Origin of the sequence: Caballeronia sp. BCC1704 (assembly GCF_902833455.1) — a bacterium.
In the GTDB taxonomy this organism is placed as follows: Bacteria; Pseudomonadota; Gammaproteobacteria; order Burkholderiales; family Burkholderiaceae; genus Caballeronia.
Genome location: NZ_CADFFT010000002.1, coordinates 110,532 through 134,541 on the forward strand (window position 1 = coordinate 110,532; position 24,010 = coordinate 134,541).

At 65.7% G+C, this 24,010-nt stretch carries 20 protein-coding genes; 8 read left to right on the top strand and 12 right to left on the bottom strand.

What is annotated here, in order from left to right:
* Positions 1–65 precede the first annotated feature (65 nt).
* The 6 genes from shc to HWX53_RS10385 form a co-directional block, all read right to left on the bottom strand.
* Positions 66–2,045 (bottom strand): squalene--hopene cyclase, encoded by a 1,980-nt coding sequence (shc, locus tag HWX53_RS10360; RefSeq protein ID WP_175940770.1) that lies wholly within the window; start codon positions 2,043–2,045, stop codon positions 66–68.
* Positions 2,045–3,340, bottom strand: coding sequence for a hydroxysqualene dehydroxylase HpnE (gene hpnE, locus HWX53_RS10365; protein ID WP_175940771.1), 1,296 nt, complete (start codon positions 3,338–3,340; stop codon positions 2,045–2,047). The genes shc and hpnE overlap by 1 nt, the downstream gene beginning before the upstream one ends.
* Positions 3,340–4,188: a presqualene diphosphate synthase HpnD gene (hpnD, locus tag HWX53_RS10370; RefSeq protein ID WP_175940772.1), complete on the bottom strand. Its 849-nt coding sequence runs from the start codon at positions 4,186–4,188 to the stop codon at positions 3,340–3,342. The genes hpnE and hpnD overlap by 1 nt, the downstream gene beginning before the upstream one ends.
* 213 nt (positions 4,189–4,401) lie before the next feature.
* Positions 4,402–5,343 (bottom strand): diguanylate cyclase, encoded by a 942-nt coding sequence (locus HWX53_RS10375; protein ID WP_175940773.1) that lies wholly within the window; start codon positions 5,341–5,343, stop codon positions 4,402–4,404.
* Between the two features lie 12 nt (positions 5,344–5,355).
* Positions 5,356–5,979 carry a chemotaxis protein CheC gene (locus HWX53_RS10380; RefSeq protein ID WP_175940774.1) on the bottom strand — a complete coding sequence of 208 codons (624 nt, stop codon included), beginning with the start codon at positions 5,977–5,979 and terminating at the stop codon, positions 5,356–5,358.
* On the bottom strand, positions 5,972–6,340 hold the full coding sequence (locus tag HWX53_RS10385) for a response regulator (RefSeq protein WP_175940775.1): 369 nt from the start codon (positions 6,338–6,340) through the stop codon (positions 5,972–5,974). The genes HWX53_RS10380 and HWX53_RS10385 overlap by 8 nt, the downstream gene beginning before the upstream one ends.
* A gap of 713 nt (positions 6,341–7,053) precedes the next feature.
* Between HWX53_RS10385 and HWX53_RS10390 the strand changes: the two genes are divergently transcribed.
* Positions 7,054–9,303 carry a hybrid sensor histidine kinase/response regulator gene (locus tag HWX53_RS10390; protein WP_175940776.1) on the top strand — a complete coding sequence of 750 codons (2,250 nt, stop codon included), beginning with the start codon at positions 7,054–7,056 and terminating at the stop codon, positions 9,301–9,303.
* Between the two features lie 92 nt (positions 9,304–9,395).
* A complete protein-coding gene (locus HWX53_RS10395; protein WP_175940777.1) occupies positions 9,396–10,781 on the top strand; it encodes a hypothetical protein in 1,386 nt (461 codons plus the stop codon).
* 62 nt (positions 10,782–10,843) lie between these two features.
* Here HWX53_RS10395 and HWX53_RS10400 read toward each other — a convergent pair whose 3' ends face one another.
* The 3 genes from HWX53_RS10400 to HWX53_RS10405 form a co-directional block, all read right to left on the bottom strand.
* The gene (locus HWX53_RS10400) at positions 10,844–11,395 is read right to left on the bottom strand and encodes an NADPH-dependent FMN reductase (protein WP_175940778.1); all 552 of its coding nucleotides are present in this window, start codon (positions 11,393–11,395) and stop codon (positions 10,844–10,846) included.
* 311 nt (positions 11,396–11,706) lie between these two features.
* Positions 11,707–11,841, bottom strand: coding sequence for a hypothetical protein (locus HWX53_RS27895; RefSeq protein WP_279612490.1), 135 nt, complete (start codon positions 11,839–11,841; stop codon positions 11,707–11,709).
* A 142-nt stretch (positions 11,842–11,983) separates the two neighbouring features.
* The gene (locus HWX53_RS10405) at positions 11,984–12,958 is read right to left on the bottom strand and encodes an AEC family transporter (protein WP_175940779.1); all 975 of its coding nucleotides are present in this window, start codon (positions 12,956–12,958) and stop codon (positions 11,984–11,986) included.
* A 461-nt stretch (positions 12,959–13,419) separates the two neighbouring features.
* Here HWX53_RS10405 and HWX53_RS10410 point away from each other — a divergent pair, with 461 nt between their 5' ends.
* Entirely contained in the window at positions 13,420–13,989 is a 570-nt protein-coding gene (locus HWX53_RS10410; protein WP_175940780.1) for a lipocalin family protein, read from the top strand.
* Positions 13,990–14,001: 12 nt separating this feature from the next.
* Here the strand turns inward: HWX53_RS10410 and HWX53_RS10415 are convergent, their stop codons facing one another.
* Both HWX53_RS10415 and HWX53_RS10420 read right to left on the bottom strand, forming a co-directional pair.
* A complete protein-coding gene (locus HWX53_RS10415) occupies positions 14,002–14,256 on the bottom strand; it encodes a hypothetical protein (RefSeq protein WP_175940781.1) in 255 nt (84 codons plus the stop codon).
* Positions 14,257–14,353: 97 nt separating this feature from the next.
* The gene (locus HWX53_RS10420; protein WP_175940782.1) at positions 14,354–15,796 is read right to left on the bottom strand and encodes a sigma 54-interacting transcriptional regulator; all 1,443 of its coding nucleotides are present in this window, start codon (positions 15,794–15,796) and stop codon (positions 14,354–14,356) included.
* A gap of 275 nt (positions 15,797–16,071) precedes the next feature.
* Between HWX53_RS10420 and HWX53_RS10425 the strand changes: the two genes are divergently transcribed.
* The 5 genes from HWX53_RS10425 (at position 16,072) to HWX53_RS10445 (ending at position 21,765) form a co-directional block, all read left to right on the top strand.
* Positions 16,072–17,472 (top strand): GntP family permease, encoded by a 1,401-nt coding sequence (locus tag HWX53_RS10425; protein WP_175940783.1) that lies wholly within the window; start codon positions 16,072–16,074, stop codon positions 17,470–17,472.
* Between the two features lie 228 nt (positions 17,473–17,700).
* Positions 17,701–18,900 (top strand): GNAT family N-acetyltransferase, encoded by a 1,200-nt coding sequence (locus tag HWX53_RS10430; RefSeq protein ID WP_175940784.1) that lies wholly within the window; start codon positions 17,701–17,703, stop codon positions 18,898–18,900.
* Positions 18,901–18,966: 66 nt separating this feature from the next.
* Positions 18,967–19,758, top strand: coding sequence for a 3-hydroxybutyrate dehydrogenase (locus HWX53_RS10435; protein ID WP_175940785.1), 792 nt, complete (start codon positions 18,967–18,969; stop codon positions 19,756–19,758).
* A gap of 138 nt (positions 19,759–19,896) precedes the next feature.
* Positions 19,897–21,474 carry a PAS domain-containing methyl-accepting chemotaxis protein gene (locus HWX53_RS10440; RefSeq protein ID WP_175940786.1) on the top strand — a complete coding sequence of 526 codons (1,578 nt, stop codon included), beginning with the start codon at positions 19,897–19,899 and terminating at the stop codon, positions 21,472–21,474.
* 57 nt (positions 21,475–21,531) lie between these two features.
* Complete coding sequence (locus tag HWX53_RS10445; RefSeq protein ID WP_159839271.1) at positions 21,532–21,765, top strand: hypothetical protein; 234 nt, start codon at positions 21,532–21,534, stop codon at positions 21,763–21,765.
* Here HWX53_RS10445 and HWX53_RS10450 read toward each other — a convergent pair.
* Positions 21,762–23,786, bottom strand: a complete 2,025-nt coding sequence (locus tag HWX53_RS10450; RefSeq protein WP_175940787.1) for an AI-2E family transporter — start codon at positions 23,784–23,786, stop codon at positions 21,762–21,764. The genes HWX53_RS10445 and HWX53_RS10450 overlap by 4 nt on opposite strands.
* Positions 23,787–24,010 lie beyond the last annotated feature (224 nt).

The window sequence follows — 24,010 nt, forward strand, 5'->3', positions numbered from 1 at the left end:
CACCGCGACGACGGGCGCGCCGACCAAAGGACGCGAAAGCGCGGCCGAGCGTGCGTCGCGCGCGTTCACATGCCCGCCGTCACGCGCGTTTCGCCTTCGCGCGTCAGGTTGCGGTAACGCGCGAGCGCCCACAACGGGAAGAACTTGCGATAGCCGTGATAGCGCAGATAGAACACGCGCGGGAAGCCCGTCGCGGTAAAGCGCGTTTCGTCCCAGAGGCCGTGCGCCTGCTGGGTCCGGATCAGATACTCGATGCCTCTCGCGACCGCCGGATGTTCCACGAGTCCCGCCGCCATCAGCCCGAGCAGCGCCCACGCCGTCTGCGACGCGGTGCTCGGCGCCTGTTCGTAGCCGCGATAGTCGAGCTTGTAGCTCTCGCCGTCCTCGCCCCAGCCGCCGTCCGCGTTCTGAACGCCGATGAGCCATTCCGCGCCGCGCTTCATGCGCGAATCCGTTGGCGCGACGCCCGCCGCGTTGAGCGCGCAGAGCGCCGACCACGTGCCGTACACGTAGTTCATGCCCCAGCGCCCGTACCAGCTTCCGTCGCGCTCCTGATTTCTCACGATGTAGTCGAACGCGCGGCGCGCCGGCTCGCTGTTCGCGGGCGTTTCGCCGAGTTGCGCGAGCATCGAAAGACAGCGGGCGGATACGTCGACGGTCGGCGGATCGAGCAGCGCGCCGTGGTCCGAGAACGGGATGTTGTTCAGGTAATACTGCGTGTTTTCCGGTTCGAACGCGCCCCAGCCGCCGTCGCTGCTCTGCATGCCGACGACCCATTCGCGCGCGCGGGAGATCGCCTCGTCGAACATGGGTGTGCCGTTCTCGCGGCCGGCGCGCTCCATCGCCATCGCGACGACGGCGGTGTCATCGACATCCGGATAGTGCGGGTTCGCGAACTGGAACGCCCAGCCGCCGGGCCGCACGTTCGGACGGCGCGAGATCCAGTCGCCGCGCACGTCGAGAATCTGCAACGGACGCAGCCATTCGAGCCCGCGCGCGACGGCGGCGCGCGCCTTCGGCATGCCGGTTTCGAGCAACGCGTGCGCCGCGAGCGACGTGTCCCAGACCGGCGACAGACACGGCTGGCAATACGCCTCGCCGTCGTCCGCTTCGTCGATGACCAGCAGCTTGTCGACCGACTTGCGCGCGATCGCGCGGTTCGGATGCTCGGGCGGATAGCCGAGCACGTCGTACATCATCACGGCGTTCGCCATGGCCGGGAAGATGGCGCCGAGGCCGTCTTCGCCGTTCAGCCGCTCGTCGACGAAGCGCACGGCCTCCGCGATCGCGCGCTCGCGGCCGGCTTTCGGGAATGCGCTGTCGGTTGCGCGCAGCACGGTATCGACCATGCGGAAGAAGGTGAACCAGCCGCGGCTCTGATGCCCCGCGCGCTCCGGCATGCCGGTGTTCACGGGCGCGTCGGTGAACACTTCGTCGATGCGCACGCCGCGCGGATTGCGCGCCACCGGCCGCTTGGCGTTCAGCACGAGCAGCGGCACGATCACCGTGCGCGCCCAGTACGACACCTTCGACAGGTGGAACGGAAACCACATCGGCAGCCGCATGATTTCGACGGGCATCATCGGCACTGCGCGCCACGACACTACGCCGAAGAGCGCGAGCAGAATGCGCGTGAAGACGTTGACCTTTTCCGCGCCGCCCGCCGCGAGAATGGCGCGACGCGCGCGCTGCATGTGCTCCGCATCGGGCGAATCGCCGATCATCTTCAGCGCGAAGTACGCCTTCACGGTCGCGGAGACGTCCATCGCGCCGTCCGTGAAAAGCGGCCAGCCGCCGTCTGCGCGCTGAATGCGGCGCAGATAGCGGCCGATCTTCGCTTCCAGCTTGTCGTCAGCCGTCTCGCCGAGGTAATGCACGAGCAGCACGTATTCAGCGGGAATCGTTGCGTCGGCTTCGAGTTCGTAGAGCCAGTAGCCTTCGGGAAACTGCGCCGCGAGCAGCGCGTCGGTGGCGTGGGTGACGGCGTGGTCCAGCGCGGCATTCGACGCCGGCGCGCCAACGGCCGACAGGGATAAATCGTTCATCAGCGTTCCATCGATGGGTTCAACAGCGCATCCGCGGCCTTCTGGCCGGAGCGGATTGCGCCTTCGATCGTCGCGGGGAGGTCCGTTGCCGTCCAGTCGCCCGCGAGCGTGAGATTGGGCCAGCGCGTGCGCGTCGCGGCCCGCAAGCCTTCCTGCGAGGGCACCGTCGCGAAGGTCGCGCGTTCTTCCGCGATGACCTGCCACGGCGGCATCGGCACGGGCGGCAGGCGCACGGCTTTCGCCACGTCGCGCCAGGCAGCCGCCGCGATCTCCTCGTGCGGCGTCGATAGCAGCCGATCCGCGCTGACGATGGTCGCCGTGAGCCGGCCATCGCCTGCGCAGAGCCAGTCCGCCGCGCCGTTCACGAAGAACGTCAGCCGCTCCGAGCCGATCGAACCGATCGAACCGACCGGCGCATCCACCGCGAAGTGCACGGTGACGATCGCGCGGAATTCATCCGGCGCGACGATTTCCGGCACCAGCGCGCGCGCCGCGTCGGGCGGCACCGCGAGCACGACGCCATCGCCCGGTCCGAGCGCGACAGACTCGCCCGCGCCCTCGAAAGCGAGCGAGCTTACCCGTTCCTTCGAATCCGTGCCCGAAAAACGGATGTTCGTCGCCCGCGCGCCGAGCCGGATGTCCGCGCCGCCGTACTGCAAGAGCCGCAGCGCGGGTTCGACGAACGCATGCGCCACGCCGTTTTTCGCGATGAGCGGCCGGCACGCCTGGCCGCCCGCCGCCAGCGTCTCGCGCAGAAGATGCGACGCGACCGTCGCGCTGGCTTCGGACGGGTCAGCCTTCAGCAGCGTGCGCAACAGTGGCCGCGCAAGTGAATCCCACACGCGGCCGCGCGCGCGCATCGACTCCTCGACGGTGCGCCCCGGCTTGCCGAAAAAGAGCGGCAGCATGGGCAGATAGTCGGCGGGCTGCGTGCCGGGCAGCCGCGCCTCGGCGTCGAAGATCCAGCGCGGCAAGCGTCCCGGCGTCATGCGGATGGCCCACGCCTGACCGCTCGCGGCATCGAAAAAAGGATAGTCGGCCTGCGTCGGGCCGCTGACGTTATCTGCGGAACTGATCGCCCGCAGAAAGCCGAGCGTGGCGTGATCGCCCGAGAGCAGCAGATGACAGCCGTTATCGACCGTCATGCCGAGTTTCGCGTCGAAGTACGAGCGGCTGCGGCCGCCTGCGCGAGGCGCCGATTCGTGGAGAACGACGCGCGCGCCGCGCCGCTGCGCCTGCACTGCGGCGGCGAGACCGGCGAGGCCGGCCCCGACGACGTGTACGAGCCGGGACATCAGAGAAGATTGCGCGCGACGATCCAGAGCAGGCGCGCACGCGGCGTGCGCACGCGCGTGCGCGGCAGGTCGAAGCCGCGTTTCAGGTTCGCCTCGAGCACCGCGCGATACGCCGCCGACATGATGCGCGGCGCGCGCACTTCGTGGCGCGGCGAGGCCGCCATGATGGCGTCGGACTGCGCGTAGTGGCCTTTCGCGCGCTCGGCGAGCACGGCGCACACGCGCGGCAGCCGCGCATCGCCGACGATCGCCGCCGGGTTGCTCGTCGCGATGCCTTCGCGCGCCAGCAGTTCGCGCGGCAGATAAACGCGGCCGATGGCGGCGTCCTCGTCGATATCGCGCAGGATGTTGGTGAGTTGCAGCGCGCGCCCGAGGTGATGCGCGAGCCGCCGGCCCGCGTCTTCCTGCATCCCGAAGATTCTCACCGACAGCCGCCCGACCGCGCTCGCGACGCGGTCGCAATACAGGTCGAGCGTGGCTTCGTCGGGCGCGACGATGTCGCCGGCGGCGTCCATCGCCATGCCGTCGATCACGGCGTGAAAGTCGTCGCGGGAAAGATGGAAAGCGTGAATGTGGCGGGTCAGCGCCTCGAGGGAGCGCTTCGGCGCGCCGCGATAGCAGGCGTCGATGTCCTCGCGCCAGCCTTCCAGCGCGAGCGCGCGTTCGCGGCGCGGCAGCGCGCCTTCGTCGGCGATATCGTCCACCGCGCGGCAAAAGGCGTAGATCTGGTACATCGCGTCCCGCTGCGCAGCCGGAAGGATGCGCATGGCGAGATAGAACGAACTGCCCGACGATGCCTTCGCGGCCTCGGTGGTGGATTCGTCGGCGATGATGTTGGAAACGGCCAAGACGGACTCCGCTGTGGCGCCCCCAAGGGCAAATTAAGAGATCGGGCGCCGGTTCCGACGATCCCGTCGAGCGCGCGGAACGACGTGGCGCTGAAGAGGGAATGACCGAAGGAGACGGCCGGCGCGCGCCGGCTGCGAACTGCGCCGGAAGCGGCTAGGAGTATACCAATGATTCGGCCCGATTGTGCCTTGCGGCGGCGCGCGTGGCCGCGATCAGGCGAAGCCGACCGAGCGGTTGCGCCCCTCGCGCTTCGCCACGTACAGCGCGGCGTCGGCTTCGTTGATGAGCGCCTCGTAAGACGACGTCACCTCGCGCCGCGCGCACGCCACGCCGACACTCGCCGTCACCGGCACGCGCGCGCCCTGCACGTCGATAGGCGTTTCGCAGATCGAGTGGCGCACTTTCTCCGCGACGATCATGGCGTCGTCGAAGTTCGTGCACGGCAGAAGCAGCGCGAATTCCTCGCCGCCGAAGCGCCCGAACACGTCCTGCACGCGCACGGTCGCCGCAACGCGCTCGGCCATCACGCGCAGCACCGTGTCGCCGACCAGATGGCCGAACTCGTCGTTGATGCGCTTGAAGTGGTCGAGATCGAACAGCAGCATCGACAAATCGCCGCCGTAGCGTTGCCAGCGCGAGAATTCGTCGCGAATGCGCAGCTCGAAATAGCGCCGGTTCGCGATGCCGGTCAGGCCGTCGCGGTCGGCAAATTCCTGTAGCTTGGCCACGGCTTCGTCGCGGGCGCGCTGCATCATGCTCGCGTGGGTGGCATCGGAAATGGTCACGCAGACGGCCCGCACTTCGCGCTCGTGCGTGAGCGGCATGAACGTGCAGTCCTGCTGCATGAAGTCGACGCCGCCGGTAATCGGCCGGTCGTGATCGAACTTGAAGAGATACGGCCGCTGTTCCCACGAACTGAACGCGAAGCTGCCGAGTTGGAACACGCTTTCCACCTTGCGCGTGAGCCACACGCGCGGCAGTTCCGGAAAGCTCGCGAAAATCGACTTGCCCGTCACCTGCTCGGCCGTTTTGCCGCTGTGGTCCGCCATGAAGCGGTTCCACATGAGCACGTTCAGATCGCGGTCGAGCACGAAAATGCCGAAGCCGACGCGCTCGATCACCAGTTCGCTCAGCACATGCCGCAGTTCTTCCATATCGGCGCGGCGTCAGAAGCTGGAAAGCAGCGCGTCGAGCGCCTCGTTCAGATGCGCAATGGCGTCTTCGGCCATCAGCATCACCAGATGCGCGCGGAAGCTGTGATCCTCCAGCGCGAAGTTGACTTCGAGCAGCAGCGCCGTTTTCCACGCGAGCATCGCGGGCTGGAAGACTTCTTCGAGCGCCAGTTCCGCGCCGAGCATGCCGGGCGGCGAGAAGATCGGCGCGCGGCCGAGGCGGTCCAGAATGCACGACACGCACGCGCCGATCAACACCGTCGCCACGTCGAAGACGAGTTCCGTGCGCGTGGTCGCTTCGTAGGTGGACTTGGTGTAGGGATCGTCGACGAGCGCGCACAGGTCATCGACGCTGCCGCTCTTGCACAGCACGATCGCCTCGCCCTTGATGTCCGAGCGAAAGCCCTGGCGCACGGCGGTCACGGCGTCGGTGATGCCGGTCATCTCGCGCAGCGCGGCGGACGCTTCGGACACGTTCACCACGCGCACGCGCGGCACCGACAGTTCGATGAACGTGCCGAGGAGCTTCGACAGGCGCGTGGCGGCCTGACCCATCGCCATGTTGGCGACTTCCTGCAGCGCGTCGCGCTGGTCTTCGTTGAGGGCGGGTTCAACCATGGAGACCGTACTCCTTCAAAACGGGACGCAGCGCTTCGGGCGTCACGGGCTTCGGCAGGAACGCAATGGCGCCGAGCGCGCGCACGCGTTCCTGCGCGAGCGGTTGCACGTCGGCGGAAACGACGATCACGAACGTGTTCAGGTCTTCGTGCTGAAGCGCGTCGAGAACCTGATAGCCGGTCATGTCCGGCATCGTCAGATCGAGAAACATGACGGATGCGCGGCCCGCGCGATACAACTCGAGCGCCTCGCGTCCATTCGTCGCGTAGGAGATATCGACGTCCCAGTCCGCGGGCAGTGCGCGCGTCAACACCTTGCGCGCGAGCAGGGAATCATCGGCAATGACAATCGGCAAAGGCATGGTCGGTCGAATCGGTGAACGTTCGTGGCTGACGGGATGCATGGCTACACGGCATGCTCTCGTATGCGTTTACGGCGTGGCTGCGGAGTTCTTTAGGGAGACGGGCGGCGCGTACGTCGCCAGCCGCTGATGGCAGGCGAAATCGAATGTAAAGGCGCCCAAGCAGCGCGGCTATCCGGCGCGATGGAACGGCACGCGGCGAGCGCGCACCCGAGCGTCTGGTTCGGCGTCATGTTGCCTTGCCCCGTGCGTCGTCCGGGCGGCGAGCCGTGCCGGACCTTGGCCTTTTGTTCTGTTGCCCGCTCGCGCGGCGCGCGTGGCGAGCTTTTTCTGCCCGACATCCGCTCTGACGGCAGATTGATCGGAAGATTGCATTGTCGGCCTCGATCGACGCGAAAGCAACTCGCAGGCGCGCTGCTGCGGAATAACTCTTCTCGCGTTTCGCTCCAATCGAGAATGGACTTTCTCGGTGCGCCTAGGGCGAATTGTCCGATACTTCGCTGTACGTTTGCGCTACGGATACTCTCGCTAACTGCGCACCGCACACGCGTGCGAAAACCGGGCGCCGGCGCGAATGCCGACGCGCGGCGCGGTAGCCTCTTGGCATGGATTCTGCATTCCTCGAACGATTACGCCGCGCGCGCCTCGCCCGCCCATAATCGAACGGGCGATCGCGCCGACGGTCGAGTAAAGTTTTCCACTTCGCTGCCAAAATGACGCTGCAACGTGAGGAGCACGACGCCAAGCCTGCCGCTATAGCGCGGCAGGACGAACCGCCGTTTCCGGTCGTTCCCGAACGGAACTTCGCCGCGCAGCGCATGACGCTCTACGCGCTGCTCGTGGCTGCCGTCGTGCTTCCGTGCGTCTACGTCGCCATTACCGCGATCTCGGATTACCACGCACGCGTGGCGAGCGCCTCCGACGCGGTCGCCCGCAACGCGCGAATCGCGGAAGAGCACGCGCTCAAAGTCTTCGATCTCAACGTCACGCTGAACGAACGCATCGTCGATCTGCTCGACGACCTCGACGCCGACGCGATTCGCCGCGAAGACGGCGTCGTTCATACGCGGCTCAGTCAGTTGATCGGCGGCTACCGTCAGGTGTCGGCGGCCTCGGTGTTCGGTCCCGACGGGCAGTTGCTCGCCACCAGCCGCGCGTGGCCGACGCCCGATGTCACGGTGGGCACGCGAGAGGACTTCATCGGCCTGCGCACCGACAGCCGGCTCGCGCAGATTTCTCGCGTGATGCTCGGGAGAGTCGCCGGCGAGCGCGTGTTCAACACAGCGGTCGCCCGCAAGACGCGCGACGGGCAATTCGCCGGGATGGTGTCGATCGCGCTGCGTCCGTCGTACTTCAACGACTTCTATCGCGAACTGCTCGGCGACAGCCCGACCGTGTCGATCGGTCTCGCCCGCGCCGACGGGGAAGTGCTCGCGTGGTATCCCGAGCGGCCGCCCGCGCGAATGGCGCTCGCCGCGAGTTCGCCGCTGCGCGAGGCGTATCGCGCCGGCACGCACGACGGCGTCATGAAGATGGTCTCGGGACTCGACAACGAGTTGAAGATCGTCGCGTTTCGTCGGGTCGGCGACTATCCGCTGTATGTGTCGAGCGGCTTTCCCATCGATACCATCTGGACGCAGTGGTATCGGCACTTGACCGTGCTCGCGCTGTCGATTCTCGCGCCGTGCGTCGTGCTGTGGGGCGTGATCGGACAGTCGCTGCGGCGGCTCGCTATCGAAGAAGAAGCGTGGGAACGCTGGCAGGCCGAGGCGTCGATGCGCCGCTCCATCGAATCGGCGTACCGGCAGGCGCGCAAGATGGAGGCGCTCGGCAATCTGGTCGGCAGCGTCGCGCACGACTTCAACAATCTGCTGATGATCGTCTCCACGAACGTGCAGATCGCCCGGCGGCGCGGCCCGATCGGACTCGACCGCGAACTGAGCGCGATGGAGCGCGCGTTGAAGAGCGGCCAGTCGCTCACGCGGCAGTTGCTCGGCGTCGCGCGCAAGCAGCCGTTGCGCAGCGAGGTCATCGCCATCGGCAAATGGGTGACGGCGGAGCGCGAACTGCTGCGCGCGTCGCTCGGCGCGAAGGTCGCGCTGCACTCGGAAGTCGCGGCGGACGTCTGGACGATCCGGGTCGATCCGGCCGAGCTGGAACTCGCGCTCATCAACGTGGCCGTGAACGCGCGCGACGCGATGCCGAACGGCGGCACATTCACCGCGCGCGCGGAAAACGTGCGCTTTCGCCACGAGGACGGCTTTCCGCTCATCGGCGAATTTGTGCAGATTTCGCTGGAAGACACGGGCGTCGGCATGAGCGCGGACGTGCTCGCGCGCGCGTTCGAGCCGCTTTTCACGACCAAGCCGAAAGGCATGGGCACCGGGCTCGGCTTGCCGCAGGTCTTCGCGTTCTGCGAGCGGGCGGGCGGCATCGCGACCATCGACAGCGCCATTGGCGCGGGCACGTCGGTGCGTCTCTATCTGCCGCGGGCCGCCGCGACCGACGCGCCCGGCGCGGAGCCGGAACAGGCCGCCGCGACGGCGCAGGAGGCCGAAGGCCTGCGCGTGCTGCTCGTCGAAGACAACGAGGAAGTCGCCGCCGGCACGGAGGCGCTGCTCACGATGATGGGTCATCGCGTGACGTACGTGTTCAACGCCGATACCGCGATGACGCTGCTCGAAGCGGCCCGGGAGAACCTGGCGGTGTCAGGCTTCCCGTTCGATGTCGTGCTCTCGGACATCCACATGCCCGGCCAGCTCAACGGTATCGATCTCGCTGAACGCATGCAGCGGTTCGAGCCGCGCATCCCGGTCATTCTCGTCACCGGCTATGCCGAAGAACTCGACCGCGCGCGGCAAGTCGATGCGCGCGTGCTTGCGAAGCCCTTCGATATCGCGCTGCTGGATACGCTGCTGCGCGGCATCCGCGAGGATCAGGCGGCGCGCTCCATCGATCGCTAACGCGGCTCCGGCACGAGTGTTGCGTCCATCAAACGCATGTGCGGCAACCCGGCGTTGCCGATCCGCGGATTCCGCTCATCGAGGAGGCGACCATGCGACACACCGTCATCGGAGTATTCGATACCTACGCTGAGGCCGAGAATGCGCGCTCGGCGCTCGTCACGGCGGGCTTCGCGCGCGGCGATATCGAGCTTCAGGCGAACCCGAAGCGGGACGATGCCGCGCAGCCCTCGAGCTTGAGCGACGCCGAGACGCACGCGCAGCCCGGCGTGCTCGCGAACATCGAGCGGTTCTTCAGCATGCTCTTCGGCGGACGCGATCATCCGCCGGAGGTCGCGCATTATTCGGAAGCGGTGCGCCGGGGCGCGGTGCTCGTCGCCGTCGATACGCCGAGCGAGGCGCAAGCCGATATCGCGCGCACGACGCTGACCGATTGCGGCGCGATCGACATCGACGAACGCGCGGCGAGCTGGTCGACGCTGTCGCACGGCGCGGCCGCGACGCCGCCCACGGCCACCGACGACCGCGATCACTCCATTCTCGACGAACTCGGCCTCGGTCGGGGCAGCGGCGTTCCGGGCCGCGATCCTGTGAATCCGCCGCGTGCGGACGTGCCGCGCGCGCGTGCTTATCCGCGTTCGGACGCCGCCGCTGCCGATCCGGTCGCGCCGCCGATCGTCGACCCGCTCGCCGGTCCGCTCGGCGATCCGCTGCTCGATCCGATCGGCGAGCCGCGTACGCCGGCAGGCGGTGGAATCGGCAGCGAGACCGGCGCCGAAGCCTTCACGCGCACTGACCCCGCGACGCTGACCTCGCGCGACTACGTGACCGACCCCGCCGACGATCCGCTGATGCCGGCGACGCGCCCGCAGCGCGGCACGCCGGAGCCGTCGACGACGCAATACGAGCAGGTTGAAACGAAGCCGGCTAGCACCGCGCAAACACAGACGCAAGGACAGGCGCAAGCACCGGCGCCGACCGATCCGCTGACCGGCGTGCACGTCGATCCGAACACGGACTGGCGCTCCATCGACACGATCGAGCCGTTGAGCACGCTGGACGAGCCCGCCAAGCCGCAGCAATTGAACATGCAGAATCAGGTGCAGTCGCAATCGATGCCCGCGATGGGCGCGGCGGGCGATCCGATCGGCACGTCGGCGGCGTCGCAGGCGGCGGTTCCGCTCGGTCCGCGCACGGTGCCGAACGAGTACATGGAGTACGAAGAGGACTTCCGCGCTGACTACGCCACGAAGTACGCGACGACCGGCGAGCCGTACGAGGACTATGAAAGCGCGTATCGCTACGGCGCGACGCTCGGCAACGACGAGCGGTTCCGCAACCGCGCGTGGGACGACCAGATGGAGTATGAAATGCGGCGGGATTGGGAGAGCCGCCATCCCGAAGGCGATACGTGGGACCGCTTCAAGGCGGCGATCCGTCACGGCTGGGATCGCGTGACCGGGCAACATCACGCGTGACCGGCGATTGCTCTAGATGATGACGGCCCGCTCGCGCGGGCCGTTGTTGTTTGCAGAGCGCCTCAGGCGGCGAAATCGCGCACCCACGCGACGTATCGGTCCATGAACGTCTGCAAGAACTTGCGCGTGTCTTCGCTCGTGATGTTGCCGTTCGCGTCGATGCGCTTTTCGTCGTGCTTGATATACATCTCCGGCTGACCCATCAGCGCGACGTCGAGGTACGCGCAGACGCTGCGCAGATGCGCCTGCGCGAGCGCCGTGCCGATGGCGCCGACCGACGTGCCGATCACCGCGCCCGGCTTGCCGCCCCACGCGCTTTGTCCCCACGGCCGCGAACCCCAGTCGAGCGCGTTTTTCAGCACGCCGGGAATCGAGCGGTTGTACTCGGGCGTGACGAACAGCAGCCCGTCGGCTTCGGAAATCTTCTGCTTCAGCGTGCGCGCGGCTTCCGGGAAGTCGCTGTCGTATTCCTGGCTGTAGAGCGGCAAGCTGCCGATGTCCAGATGCTCGAAAGTGAAATCGCTCGGCGCGAGCGATTCGAGCGCGTGGGCAAGCTGCCGATTGTACGAATCCTTGCGCAGGCTCCCCACGACCACCGCGATCTTGTACGCCATGACATTTCCCCCGTCGAAAGGATGAGATTGAACGTCCGATACGTCGTCTGTAACCGACGCGAGAGCACATCATAGGCCCGCGTCAGGCGGTCGTCACGGTGATGCTGCGATGGGTGACCGGGTTCGTTTTTGTAGCCAATCGGGCAATCCAGCCCGCGCCGCATGAATGCTCGCTTTGCGGCCAGCTATCCCCACCTTTATCCACAGAAACTGTGGATAAGTCCCGGAAATCGTCAGTGGACCCCGTTTTTCGATTCACGGACGAAACAAAACGCAGCGGCAGGCCTGTTTCCGTGCGATGTGAATGCCGCTTACTGACCGAAGAAGACGTTGCATTGCGCGGCCGTGCCCTGACACGTCGACGGCTGAGAATCGGCCGCGTGCGCCGCGCCGGCTGCAGTAAAAAGAGCGATGGATGCGGCGAGAATGGAAAGAATGCGCTTCATGAGATGCCTCTGCTGAGTTGGTTGACCGACCGGTCGGACCGGATGAGGCGAACTTTAGCGGGGCGGCGACAGCGGAAAAAGCGGCTGCGACCGAAGTGGTTTTTGCCGAAATTGTAATAATCGCGGCGGTTTCGCTGAGCGATCACAGCATCACTGCAAGACAGAGCGTGACCGTGACGAGCGACAGTACCGTCGAGAAAAGAATCGTGCTCGACGTCACGCTGCCCTCGCGCCGATAGAACTCGGCGAGCATGAACGGGCCGGTGCCGGTGGGCAGCGCGCTGAGGATCACGGCGGTTTTCGCCCACAGCGGCGGCAGCGCGAACACTTGAAACGCGAGCCACCACGTCAGAAGCGGCTGCGCCAGGAGCTTGAGCGCGACGAGCGCGCTCGTCGTCCGCGCGTTGCGTGCTTCGCCCTTCACGCCGAGAAACAGTCCGAGCGCGACGAGCGCGCAGGGACTCGCCGCGCCGCCTAGCAGCTTGATGAGCGCTTCTGCGCCTTCGGGCACCGCCACGCCGCTGCCGCTCATCAGCGCGCCCGCGACCGGCGCGATCAGAAGCGGATTCTTGCCAAGCGACTTCGCCACGCGCCACAGCGTCGCGCCGATACCGCTTCCCGCTTGCAAGCCGAGTTCGATCAGCACGATCGCGATGCCGAAGAGCACGCACACGGTCATGATCGTCGCGATGACGGCGGGCGCGAGGCTTGGCTTGCCGAACGCGAGCAGGCAGAGCGGCAAGCCCACGAAACCGGTGTTCGGATAGGCGGCGTTGAGCCCGTCGATGCTGGCATCGGCGAGCGGACGCGCTTGCAGCAGCCGAACGCCGAGCGTCAGCACGAACACGACCGCCGATCCGATGCCGAACACCGCGATGAACGCTGGTTGATCGAGCGTCTTCAATGGCGTCTTCGCCATGATGTCGAAGAGTAGCGCCGGTAGCGCGAGATAGACGACGAATCGGTTCAGTTCGGACGCCGCGGTGGGCCCGAGCTTGCTGAACTTGCGGCATACATAGCCCGCGGCGATGAGGCCGAACACGGGCAAGATACTGGTGACGAGCGGACCGAGCAGCGACGAGAGAAACGCAACGGGCGAAGAAACCGGCGATGACATGAAAGAGCGGTGGCGCGCGAGCCGAATCGGAAGAGCCGAAAGCATACTCGCAGATCGACCGGTGAGAGCTTTCGGGAGCAGTCGCAGGGTGAGGACCGCCGTGCCAAGGGGTCTCACTTTTTGATCTGGCGAACGCGTGACACAGCTTTCACTCTTCGCCGCAACTCGTTGATTCCAGACAAATCGCGGGTTTCGCGGATTTCGCGCTTTCGTGAAGACGCGCTCGCCCAGCGTCCACGGCTCGCACGCGGCAGTGCTTAGAGGTGAGACGATTCGGGATGCGGCGAGCGCGGCGAACTGCGTGATCGACTTGCGAGAAAAAAACCAATGATCGCAACGCCTTGCGCAATAGCCGTCGCGCGCCTCGCGCCGCCATACGGGCGATAGGTGAGACTTTCCGGGACCGCTCGCAACGGAACGGTCATTGCTATCGAATCAATCTCCAACGGACTCTGAAGCCAATGAAATCACGACGACCCTGGGCGTACGGCGCCGCGGCGCTGATAGCGATAGGAGGCATCGGCGCGCTCGCGGCCTATGGACTGAAAGGCGCGAAGCGCAGCGGCAACGAGCATGTGCCGGAGCCGTCGAAGGCCGTGGACCTCGACCGCTATCTCGGCCACTGGTTCGAATTCGCCCGCTACGAAAACCGCTTCGAGCGCAATTGCGAAGCGGTCACCGCCAACTACGCGCGGCGCGAGGACGGTCTCATTTCGGTCATCAACGCGTGCCGGGAAGGCAGCCTGACCGGGCGATACCGGTCGGCGGAAGGACGCGCGAAGGTCGTGCCGGGATCGAACGGAACGAAGCTCAAAGTCTCGTTTTTCGGCCCGTTCTATGTCGGCGACTACTGGATTCTCGATCACGCCGACGACTATTCGTGGTCCATCGTCGGCGAGCCGACGGGGCGCTATCTGTGGATTCTCACGCGCGAAGCCCGCCCGTCGGCCGAACTGCGCCGCACGCTGCTCCTGCGCGCCGCCGCGCTCGGCTACGACACCACGATGCTGCGCGAAACACAGCACGACTGAGCCAGTTTCGGCTCAGTTCGCCTTGCAGGCGAGCAGCAGCGAGTTCTGGTTGTTGTCGCTCGACTGATCGAGCACGTCATAGCCGGCTGGACACGCAACCTTCGCGTTATCGGTACACAAGCGCCAGCCGCCATAGGCCGGACAGGTGACGAGTTGCGTCGGCCGGCCGTCGGCGGAAAAAAGCGGCGGCGCGCTGCTGCATCCGCCGAGCGCCCACGCGCTCGCAGCGAGCATGACGATATGGCCGATTGCCTTGCCGAGCTTCATCCCGCACCCCTTGTTTTCAGGTCGTTATTCTTGATTGCGTCGTTTCGCGAGTATGCCACGCGGAACTTTCGCGTCGATTTATGACGCGAAGCGCGATTCACACCTCGATGCCGAGCGCCGCGATCTTCTTGTACATCGTCGCCCGCCCGATGCCGATACGTTGCGCTGCTTCCGCCACGCGCCCGCCGCTCGCGCGCAATGCGTCGGCAAGAAAGCGGCGCTCGAAGTCGTTCATCGCCTGCGCGTAGGGTACGGCGGCTTCCGCTTGCGCCTTTTCAGCGGGCGCGGGCAGCGCGGCCGGCTTGGAGTCGATGAACGGAGCGAGCGCGCGCGCATCGATATGTTCGCTGTCAGAAAGCATCAGCGCCCGTTCGAGCGTGTTGCGCAGCTCGCGCACGTTGCCCGGCCACGCGCACGCCGTCAGAAGACGCAGCGCGTCGTCGTGAAGCACGAACTGGCGGATGCGACCCGTGCGCGCTTCGCCCGACAGGTCTTCGAGGATCGCGTACGCGAGTGCCTCGATATCGCCGAGCCGCTCGCGCAGAGGCGGCGCGTGGATCGTCAGCACGTTCAGCCGATAAAACAGGTCGGCGCGAAAGCGCCCCGCTGCAACGAGCGCGGGCAGGTCCGCCGAGGTCGCCGCGATGATGCGCACGTCCGCGCGCACGATGCGGTTCGACCCGAGCGGCTCGAACTCCTTGTCCTGCAACACGCGCAAGAGCTTGCCCTGCAACGGCAGCGGCATGTCGCCGATTTCGTCGAGAAACAGCGTGCCGCCGTCCGCCAGTTCGAACTTCCCGACGCGCCCTTTGCGTTCCGCGCCCGTGTACGCGCCCGGCGCCGCGCCGAAGAATTCCACTTCGAGCAGCGTGTCCGGAATCGCCGCGACGTTGACGGTGACGAGCGGCTTGGCCGCCCGCGTCGACGCGCCGTGGATCGCGTGCGCGAGCAGTTCCTTGCCGGTGCCGGTTTCGCCGAGCAGCAGCACGGGCGAATCGACGAGCGCGGCGCGCCGCGCCTGCCGCTTGACTTCGAGACTCGCCGGACTCGTGCCGACGAAGCTCGCGAAGGTGTACTTGGCCCGCCGCGCCTGCGCGAGCGACTGCCGCGTCGCGATCAGTTCCTGCTGCACGCGCGAGTAGTGCGCGAAAAGCGGCGTGAGCGCCTTCATCTCGTCGAAGAGCGCGAAGCCGATTGCGCCGACGGTCGCGCCCTGATCGTCCTTCAGCGGCAGGCGTGTGACGACGAGCGGCTCGCGGTCCGTCTCGAGCACGTCGAGCAGAATCGGCTTGCCCGTCGCGACGACTTCGCGCATCAGGCTGTTCGGGATGACCGCTTCGCAGTCGAGACCGATGGCGTCCGTCGGATCGGAGAAGCCGAAGCGCGCCGCATAACGCTTGTTGATCCAGACGACGCGGGCGTCCGCATCGACGATGAACGTGCCTTCGCTCAGGTTCTCGAACGTCTTGAAGAGCGACTCCATGGCGCGCCGCATGACGTCGCTGTAGTCGGCGGGTACGTTGATCCAGTCGTTGCGCATCGCGCTTGTCTCCGTTTTTCTCTTATCGGCGACAGCGTATCTCATCTTGGAGACAGGCAACAGCCTTGATGGGCTTGCGCCGAACACCGGTTAAGCGCTAGTCCGTCTCTAATCGGAGATAATCCGGCGGCCTCGGGCAGCTCGCGCCGCCTTTGCGCGCGCGCCAGTGTGAGTTCGCGATTGTTGGCACGGAAGCTGCATGATTGCGCGCCGCCGACGGCCTGCCGTAACAAGCCGCGGACGAAGGTCAAAAAACAACCATTAACGGAGACTCAATGTCGTTCCTCATCGTGCTCGCCGCCCTGGCGTTCCTGATGCTGGCCGCCTATCGCGGCTACAGCGTCATCCTGTTCGCGCCGATCGCCGCGCTCGCGGCCGTCCTGCTCACCGATCCCGCCGCCGTCGCGCCGGTGTTCTCAGGCATCTTCATGGAGAAGATGGTCGGCTTCGTGAAGCTCTATTTCCCCGTGTTCCTGCTGGGCGCGGTATTCGGCAAGGTGATCGAGCTGTCCGGATTTTCCGAGTCGATCGTCGCCGCCGCGATCCGCTATATCGGCAAGTCGCGGGTCAATGCGGTGATCGTGGCCGTGTGCGCGCTGCTCACCTATGGCGGCGTGTCGCTGTTCGTGGTCGTGTTCGCCGTGTATCCGTTCGCGGCGGAAATGTACCGCCAGAGCAATATTCCGAAGCGGCTGATGCCCGGCGCCATCGCGCTCGGCGCGTTCTCTTTTACGATGGATTCGCTGCCCGGCACGCCGCAGATTCAGAACATCATCCCGACGACGTTCTTCAAGACGACCGGCTGGGCCGCGCCGTGGCTGGGCGTGATCGGCTCGGTGTTCATCATCGTCGTGGGGCTTTCGTTTCTGGAGTGGCGCCGGCGTTCGGCCATGGCCAAGGGCGAAGGCTATGGCACCTCGCTCGTGAACGAGCCGGAACGCGTCGAGTCCGCCAATCTGCCGAATCCGATGCTCGCCGTCGCGCCGCTGGTGCTCGTGGGTGTCGCGAACTTCGCGCTCACCCGCTGGATCCCGACGTGGTACGGCGCGAGTTATACCGTCGCGCCCAACGCGCTGCCGGGCGTGCACACGCCGGTGACCACCGCGATCAAGCCGGTCATCGCGATCTGGGCGGTCGAGGGCGCGTTGCTGCTCGGCATTCTGCTCGTGTTGCTGACGGCGTTTTCCCGCGTGAAGGAACGCTTCGCGCCGGGCACGCGCGCCGCCGTCGCGGGCGCTTTGCTTGCCGCGATGAACACCGCGTCCGAATACGGCTTCGGCGGCGTGATCGCGGCGCTGCCGGGCTTTCTGGTCGTCTCGGACGCGCTGAAAAGCATCCCGAATCCGCTCGTCAACGCCGCGATTTCCGTGAGTTCGCTCGCGGGCATCACCGGCTCCGCGTCGGGCGGCATGAGCATCGCGCTCGCCGCCATGTCGGACCTATTCATCAAGGGCGCGGAAGCCGCGCATATTCCGCTGGAAGTCCTGCACCGGGTGGTCGCGATGGCGAGCGGCGGCATGGACACGCTGCCGCACAACGGCGCGGTCATCACGCTGCTTGCGGTCACCGGGCTCACGCACCGCGAGTCCTATCGCGACATTTTTGCTGTCACCGTCATCAAGACGCTCGCGGTGTTCTTCGTCATCGGCGTGTACTACGCGACTGGAATCGTCTAATGGGTCGAATGGCCGCACGCTTTAAAGCGGCGGCCATTCGCTATTGTTTGTCCGATTAAAACGAGCACGTTTACCCTTATTACCGCCCGATAGTCGGTCATCTAGTATCTAATGCGCCAGTTATGTGCTCGATTAACTGATGCCTGATAAAATGACGGGACGACAGTGTCATCCAGCGTAAGCATGTGCTCACGCTTAATCTGGAACATCTTAATCGCGGGCTTTTAAGTGAATCTGACTCCTGAAAAAGAAAATGTCTCTCGCGCTGATATTCCGACGTCCGCCGATCGGTCTCTGACATTCGAGCACTGCCGCGATCCTGAAAGCATTCGCGCTCTCCAAGCGGAATGGAGCGCATTATATCGCCATGTCGACGGCGAATATTTTCAGTCATTCGAGTATTGCTATAACAGCCTGATGTGCGAACACGTCGGCACGCGGCGCAAACCGCATTGCGTCGTCGCGAGGCGCAATGGAAAAATGGTGGCCGTGTGGCCGCTGCTCGTGTCTTATCGCAATTGCTGGAAATTCGCTGAACCGCTGACACCGCAAAACCGTTCGCCGAGCGATATTCTCGTCGCACCGGAAAAGGACGCGCAGCAAATCGTCGAAGCGCTGTACAAAGAGACCGTGCGAGCCACGCGCGCCGACGTTTTCGAGTTATGGCGCGTTCGCAAGACTTCGCCGCTTTATGCGTGCGTGAAGCGCCATGCCGTAATTCGCCGCGAAGAAGATGACCTCACGCCTTACGCGGCGTTACGCGGCGTTCAAGACTGGGATGCTTTCAGCCGCTCGCGGTCCGGACGCGAGAAGACCAAACCGGAGTACCTGAAACGGCGGCTCGCGAAAGAAGGACAGTTCAAAATCGAATTAATCGACGCTTCCGATCCGCGTCTCGAATCGTTCATCGAATGGTTCGTGGTTCAAAAGCGAAAGTGGGCGACCGAGAAAGTCGGCGAGAGTCAATGGACATTCTCCGATGCCAGCCTGAAATTCTGGAAAGCGCTTCTTTCCGGTCCGGCCGCGGCCTCCGGAATCTTTCGGCTCTTCGTCATGACGTTCAATGGCGAACCGGTCGCGGCGAATATTGTTTCGATGAATAGCGATACGTTCTATCTCATCGCGATCACTTACGATTTAAACCTGAAGAAATTCTCACCCGGCACCATTCTCGTCGATGAATGCGTGAAATGGGCTTTCGAACATCATTTGGACTTCGACTTCGGTCCCGGCGACCAACGCTACAAAACGTCGTGGAGCGGCGGCGAGTCGTATCCGATGTCCTCATTCATGGTGCTCGCGACGCCGTGGGGACAAACCGGTTATATGACGAAGCAATTCGTCAAACAGACGCGGGAACGCGCCATGCGCGTCGTTAATCGCGTCGTGCGAAAATCGGCTGCCCCGGCGACGCCTGAAAGCGATTAGTTGTTTTTGTCGAAGCAATATCGAAGATAGTCGTACCCGCAGCGCTACAGAAAAAGGAAACCGCTCATGACTCAGTCCGCATCGAACACCCTCGCCGGCAAGACCGCGCTCGTCACCGGCTCGACGAGCGGTATCGGCCTCGGCATTGCCACGGCGCTCGCGCAAGCGGGGGCGAATCTCGTGCTGAACGGCTTCGGCGACGTGAGCGGCGCGCTCGCGCAGATCGAGGCGACCGGCGCGAAGGCCGTGCATCACGCAGCCGACATGACCAAGCCCGCCGAGATCGAGGCCATGATCGCGTTCGCGACAGAACGCTTCGGCGCGCTCGACATCCTGGTGAACAACGCGGGCATTCAGCACGTCGCGACCATCGACGAATTCCCGGTCGAACGCTGGGACGCGATCATCGCGATCAACTTGAGCTCCGCGTTCCATACGATGCGCGTCGCGCTGCCCGGCATGCGCGAGCGCGGCTGGGGCCGCGTCATCAACATCGCGTCGGTGCATGGGCTCGTCGGGTCGGCGGGCAAGTCAGCGTATGTCGCGGCCAAGCACGGCATTCTCGGACTCACGAAAGTGGCGGCGCTCGAAAACGCGCGCACGGGCGTGACCGTCAACGCCATTTGCCCCGGCTTCGTGCTGACGCCGCTCGTGCAAAAGCAGATCGACGATCTCGCCGCCCGCGAATCGCTCTCGCCCGACGCGGCCCGCGCGAAACTGCTCGGCGAAAAGCAGCCGTCCGCGCAGTTCGTCACGCCGCAGCAGATCGGCGACATGGCCGTGTTCCTGTGCTCGGATGCCGCGAGCGAGATGCGCGGATCGGCATTGCAGATCGACGGTGGATGGAGCGCGCAGTAAGCGTCAGCGACAATGCGCCGCATGCGCGCGGCGCCTTTGTCCGTAAAGGTTGTGGGGCTATTAGCCGTTAAGTCCTTGTAATGCGAGGCCGCGTTCGACGTCGGAACGCTCCTCGCGAAGCGAACTTACAAGGACATCATGCGCGACAACCAGCCCGTCACCCAGCGAGAATTCGATTTCCCCGCAGCAGAAATGCTGGTCTCCGCCACGGATCTCTCCGGCAACATTCAGTACTGCAATCCGGCTTTCGTCGACGTGTCGGGTTTCTCGCGCGAAGAACTGATCGGCCAGCCGCACAACATCATCCGGCATCCGGACATGCCGCGCGAAGCCTTCGCGGACTTGTGGGCGACCGTGCGTGCCGGCCGTTCGTGGACCGCGCTCGTCAAGAACCGCCGCAAGAACGGCGACCACTACTGGGTGCGCGCCAACGTCACGCCGGTCATGGAGCACGGCAAGGCGATTGGCTATCTGAGCGTGCGCGTGAAGCCGAGCCGCGCCGAAGTCAAAGAAGCCGAAGCCCTCTACGCGACGATGCGCGCCGGCGATGCGCCCTTCCGGCTCGAGCGCGGCGCGCTCGTCCGGCGCGGCATCGCGGGCAAGCTGGCGGCGCTCGGGCGCGTGCCGGTGAGCGCGCGCGTCGCGGCGGGCTTCGCGGCCGCGCCAGTCACCGCGCTGATTGCGGCGCTTGCCGCCTGGCGCGGCGCGCCGCCGCTGCCGTTCTGGATCGCGCTCGGCGCGGGCGCGGCGGCGAGCGTCGCGGGATGGCTCGCGCTTTCGCGTCAACTGGACGCGCCGGTGCGCACCATGTCCGGCTTTGCCGCCCGCATGGCGGCGGGCGATCTCACGGTTGACATGCCCGCCGCGCGCCACGACGATCTCGGCGACGTGCAGCGCGCGCTCGGCCAACTGAAGGCGAATCTCGCGGCGATCGTCTTCGACGTGCGCGGGCAGATCGGCGGCGTGCTGGACGCCGCGCGCGATATCGCCAGCGGCAACACGGATCTGTCGCGCCGCACCGAGTTGCAGGCGGCGTCGCTCGAACAGACGGCCGCGACGATGGACCAGCTCACCACGACCGTTCAGGGCAACGCGGACGCCACGGTGCGCGCGCTGGAACTCGTGAAGGAAGCGCAGTCGGCAGCGGAAGACGGCGGACGCATCGCGGGCCAGGTCGAGCGCACGATGGCGGGCATCACGGCCGCGTCGCGCAAGATCGCGGATATCACCGACGTGATCGACGGCATCGCGTTCCAGACCAACATTCTCGCGCTCAACGCGGCCGTGGAAGCGGCGCGCGCGGGCGAGGCGGGCCGCTCGTTCGCCGTCGTGGCGACCGAAGTGCGCAATCTCGCGCAGCGGTGCGCGGCGTCGGCGAAGGAAATCGAGAACGTCGTCGCCACCAGCGTCGCGCAGATCGAGGAAGGCACGAACCTCGTGTCGCGCACGACGAGCCAGATGCGCGCCATCGACGAAGCGGTGCATCGCGTCTCGACCATCATCATGGAAGTGGCGAAGGCGAGCGGCGAGCAGGCGGAAGGCATCGCGCAGGTGAATCAGGCGGTCGCGCATCTGGACGATTCGACGCAGCAAAACGCCGCGCTCGTCGAGCAGGCGGCGACAACGGCCAAGCGGCTCGCCGAGCGCGCGGTCGTGCTGGACGAAGCCGTGCGGCTCTTCACGGTCGCGCCGCCGCGCGAAACGGCGACGGCGTAGTCTGCAAGCGCGCCGCGCTTGGTACTATCGGGACATTGCCAACGAGGAGTGTCTCCGATGACCGCTGAGAACAATCGCGCGGAAGAAGCGCGCGCGATGGAACGTATCGTCAATGCCACGCGGCAGGTGCAGTCCGCGTTCGTCGCGCTGCAGAAGCAGTTTCCGCCCGAAGGCGACGGCCGGCCCTCGCAGATGGCGCTCCAGACATTCGACGCCGCGCTGCAGGAGCTCGAAGACGCGCAGGCGTCCTTCGACACCATGCTCAACGATCTCTTCGACGGCAATCGCTAGGCGTCGCCCAGCACGTTGCGCAAGGCCGGCGCGTCGGCTTGCGCGGCGCGGCTGCGGTTATCCACGGTGGGCGCGGACGCCTGCGAATCGAGGCCGGCCCACGATACGCCGTCGGTGGACTGGCGGCGCGCGGCCGCCACGCAGGCATCGACCAGTTCCTTGAACGACACCGCCGCCGAACTCGTCCGCACGAGTACTTCGCCTTGCAACGGACTTTCCGCGACCACGAGCCCGACGATCAACTCCGCCGCAGGCGCGCGCTGATGCAGCCGGCGCAGCAGATTGCGCAGATACGGCGGCGATTCGGCGGCGTCGAACGAGACAACGCAGATGATCGTCACGCCCGACAAATCCACTTCGCCGAAGCGCCCGCGCGAGAACCGCTCGTAGCCGGTCAGATCCGCGCCCAGCCCGTGCTTGCGGAAAAGCTGCACGGCGATGGTCGCGGCCAGATCGTCCAGCGGACTTCTCCCCGCGATGCACAGCACCGACGCCGTGTGCCCTTCGGCAGCGGCGTCGAAGTACTCGGGCGGAGATTCGGATGCGATTGCCGTCGTATCGTCGGCGGCGAGGTTCACGAGCGGCTCTTCTTTGCGCTGAACCACGGGCGTCACGTCTTCGGCGTCCTCCAGCCCTTCGATGATGTCGAGCGCCGATTCGTTGATACGCTTCAACTGGTCCGCCGTCACGACGCCGCGCAGCACGTCGTTATGCGCGAGGCGCAAGCCTTCGAGCGCGACTTCGTCGTAATACGCGACGAGCGAGCGGTCCTTCAGCAGCGATTCGGCCTGTACGAGCGCCTCATCGGGATCGTTGGCAAGCAGGCGCTGATAGAAGTTCTCCGCTGGTGTCAGCGCGGGCCGGTCGCCGAAGAGCACATCGAGGAATTCGAGGCGGTCCACATGTCGCCCGAGAATGACGAGGCAAAGCGTGAGCGGCGTCGAAAGGACGAGGCCGATCGGCCCCCAGATCCAGCTCCAGAAAATCGCTGCGACGATCACCGCGAACGGCGAAAGGCCCGTGCTGTGGCCGTACAGAAGCGGCTCGACGATCTGCCCGGCGATGATGTCGGTTGCGCCGTATAGCACGATGGTCCAGATCAGCATGGTCCAGCCCGGCCCGACCGCCGCCGCGAAGATCACCGCGAGCAACGCGGCAATCCACGTCCCGACGTAGGGCACGAAGCGCAGGAGCGCCGTCATCACGCCAAACAGCAACGCACCCGGCACGCCGATCACCGCGAGCCCGATGCAAATGACGATACCCACCCCGACGTTGATGCCCAGCTGCGCCAGAAAATAACGCGAGAGGCGGCGCGCGGCCTCGTCCATCGCGGTGGTCGCGCGGTGCAGGTCGCGCGAACCGAAGAGCCGTATGAGCCGGTCGCGCAGGTCTTCCCGCTGCAACAGGATGAACACCGCGACGACGAGCACGATGCCGGTCGTTTCCAGCGGACTGATGACGGGCGATAGAAACCGCTGCGCCAGTTCCAGCGGCGACGGCGCCGGCTCGTGGACTTCGACGGGCATCGGCTGATCGATGGGCGAAGCCGCCGGGTTGTCCTCGTTCGCGTGGGGTTCTTGCTCGCGCGCCGGCGACAGGCGCTTCAGCGCACGCGACGCGCGCCCGAGAAACGCGTCCGCGCGGCCGACCGTCATGCGCTGCACGCTGTCGACCTTGCGCTCGACGGCCACCTGATACTTCGGCAGATCGCTCGCGAGTTGCGCGACCTGCGCGCCGATCAGCGCGCCGACAGCCGTGAGCACGGACAACGCGACGAAGACCGCGACGATTACCGACGGCACCTGACCGAAGCGCAGCCGCCGCAGAAAATCGACGAACGGCGCGAGCAGAAAACTGAGCAGGATCGCGAGGATGATCGGGATCATCACTGCGCGCCCGAAATACAAAGCGCAAATCACGACGACGACCGCCACGAGCGACGCCAGCGCGCGCAGGCCCGGCGCGTCGGGCGGCAGGATCTTCGCAGGAGGCCGGCGCGGGCCGGGAAGTGGAGGCATGGAGTCGGCTCGTAGGAAATACTTTCCGAAAGAAGCAAGGCGCGTGCCGGTGAGAGTTTTCGGGAGAGCTGCCTCAAAAGGTGAGCGGATACGGGATGACGCGCGCTGATTGATCTGGAAACGAGAACAGTGATTTGATTTCCGCTCGTATTCTGCTTCCCGGCGCACGAACCCATACTGCTTCTCACGCGATCGGGATTCCCCCGGTCCACATGAGAGGAGTT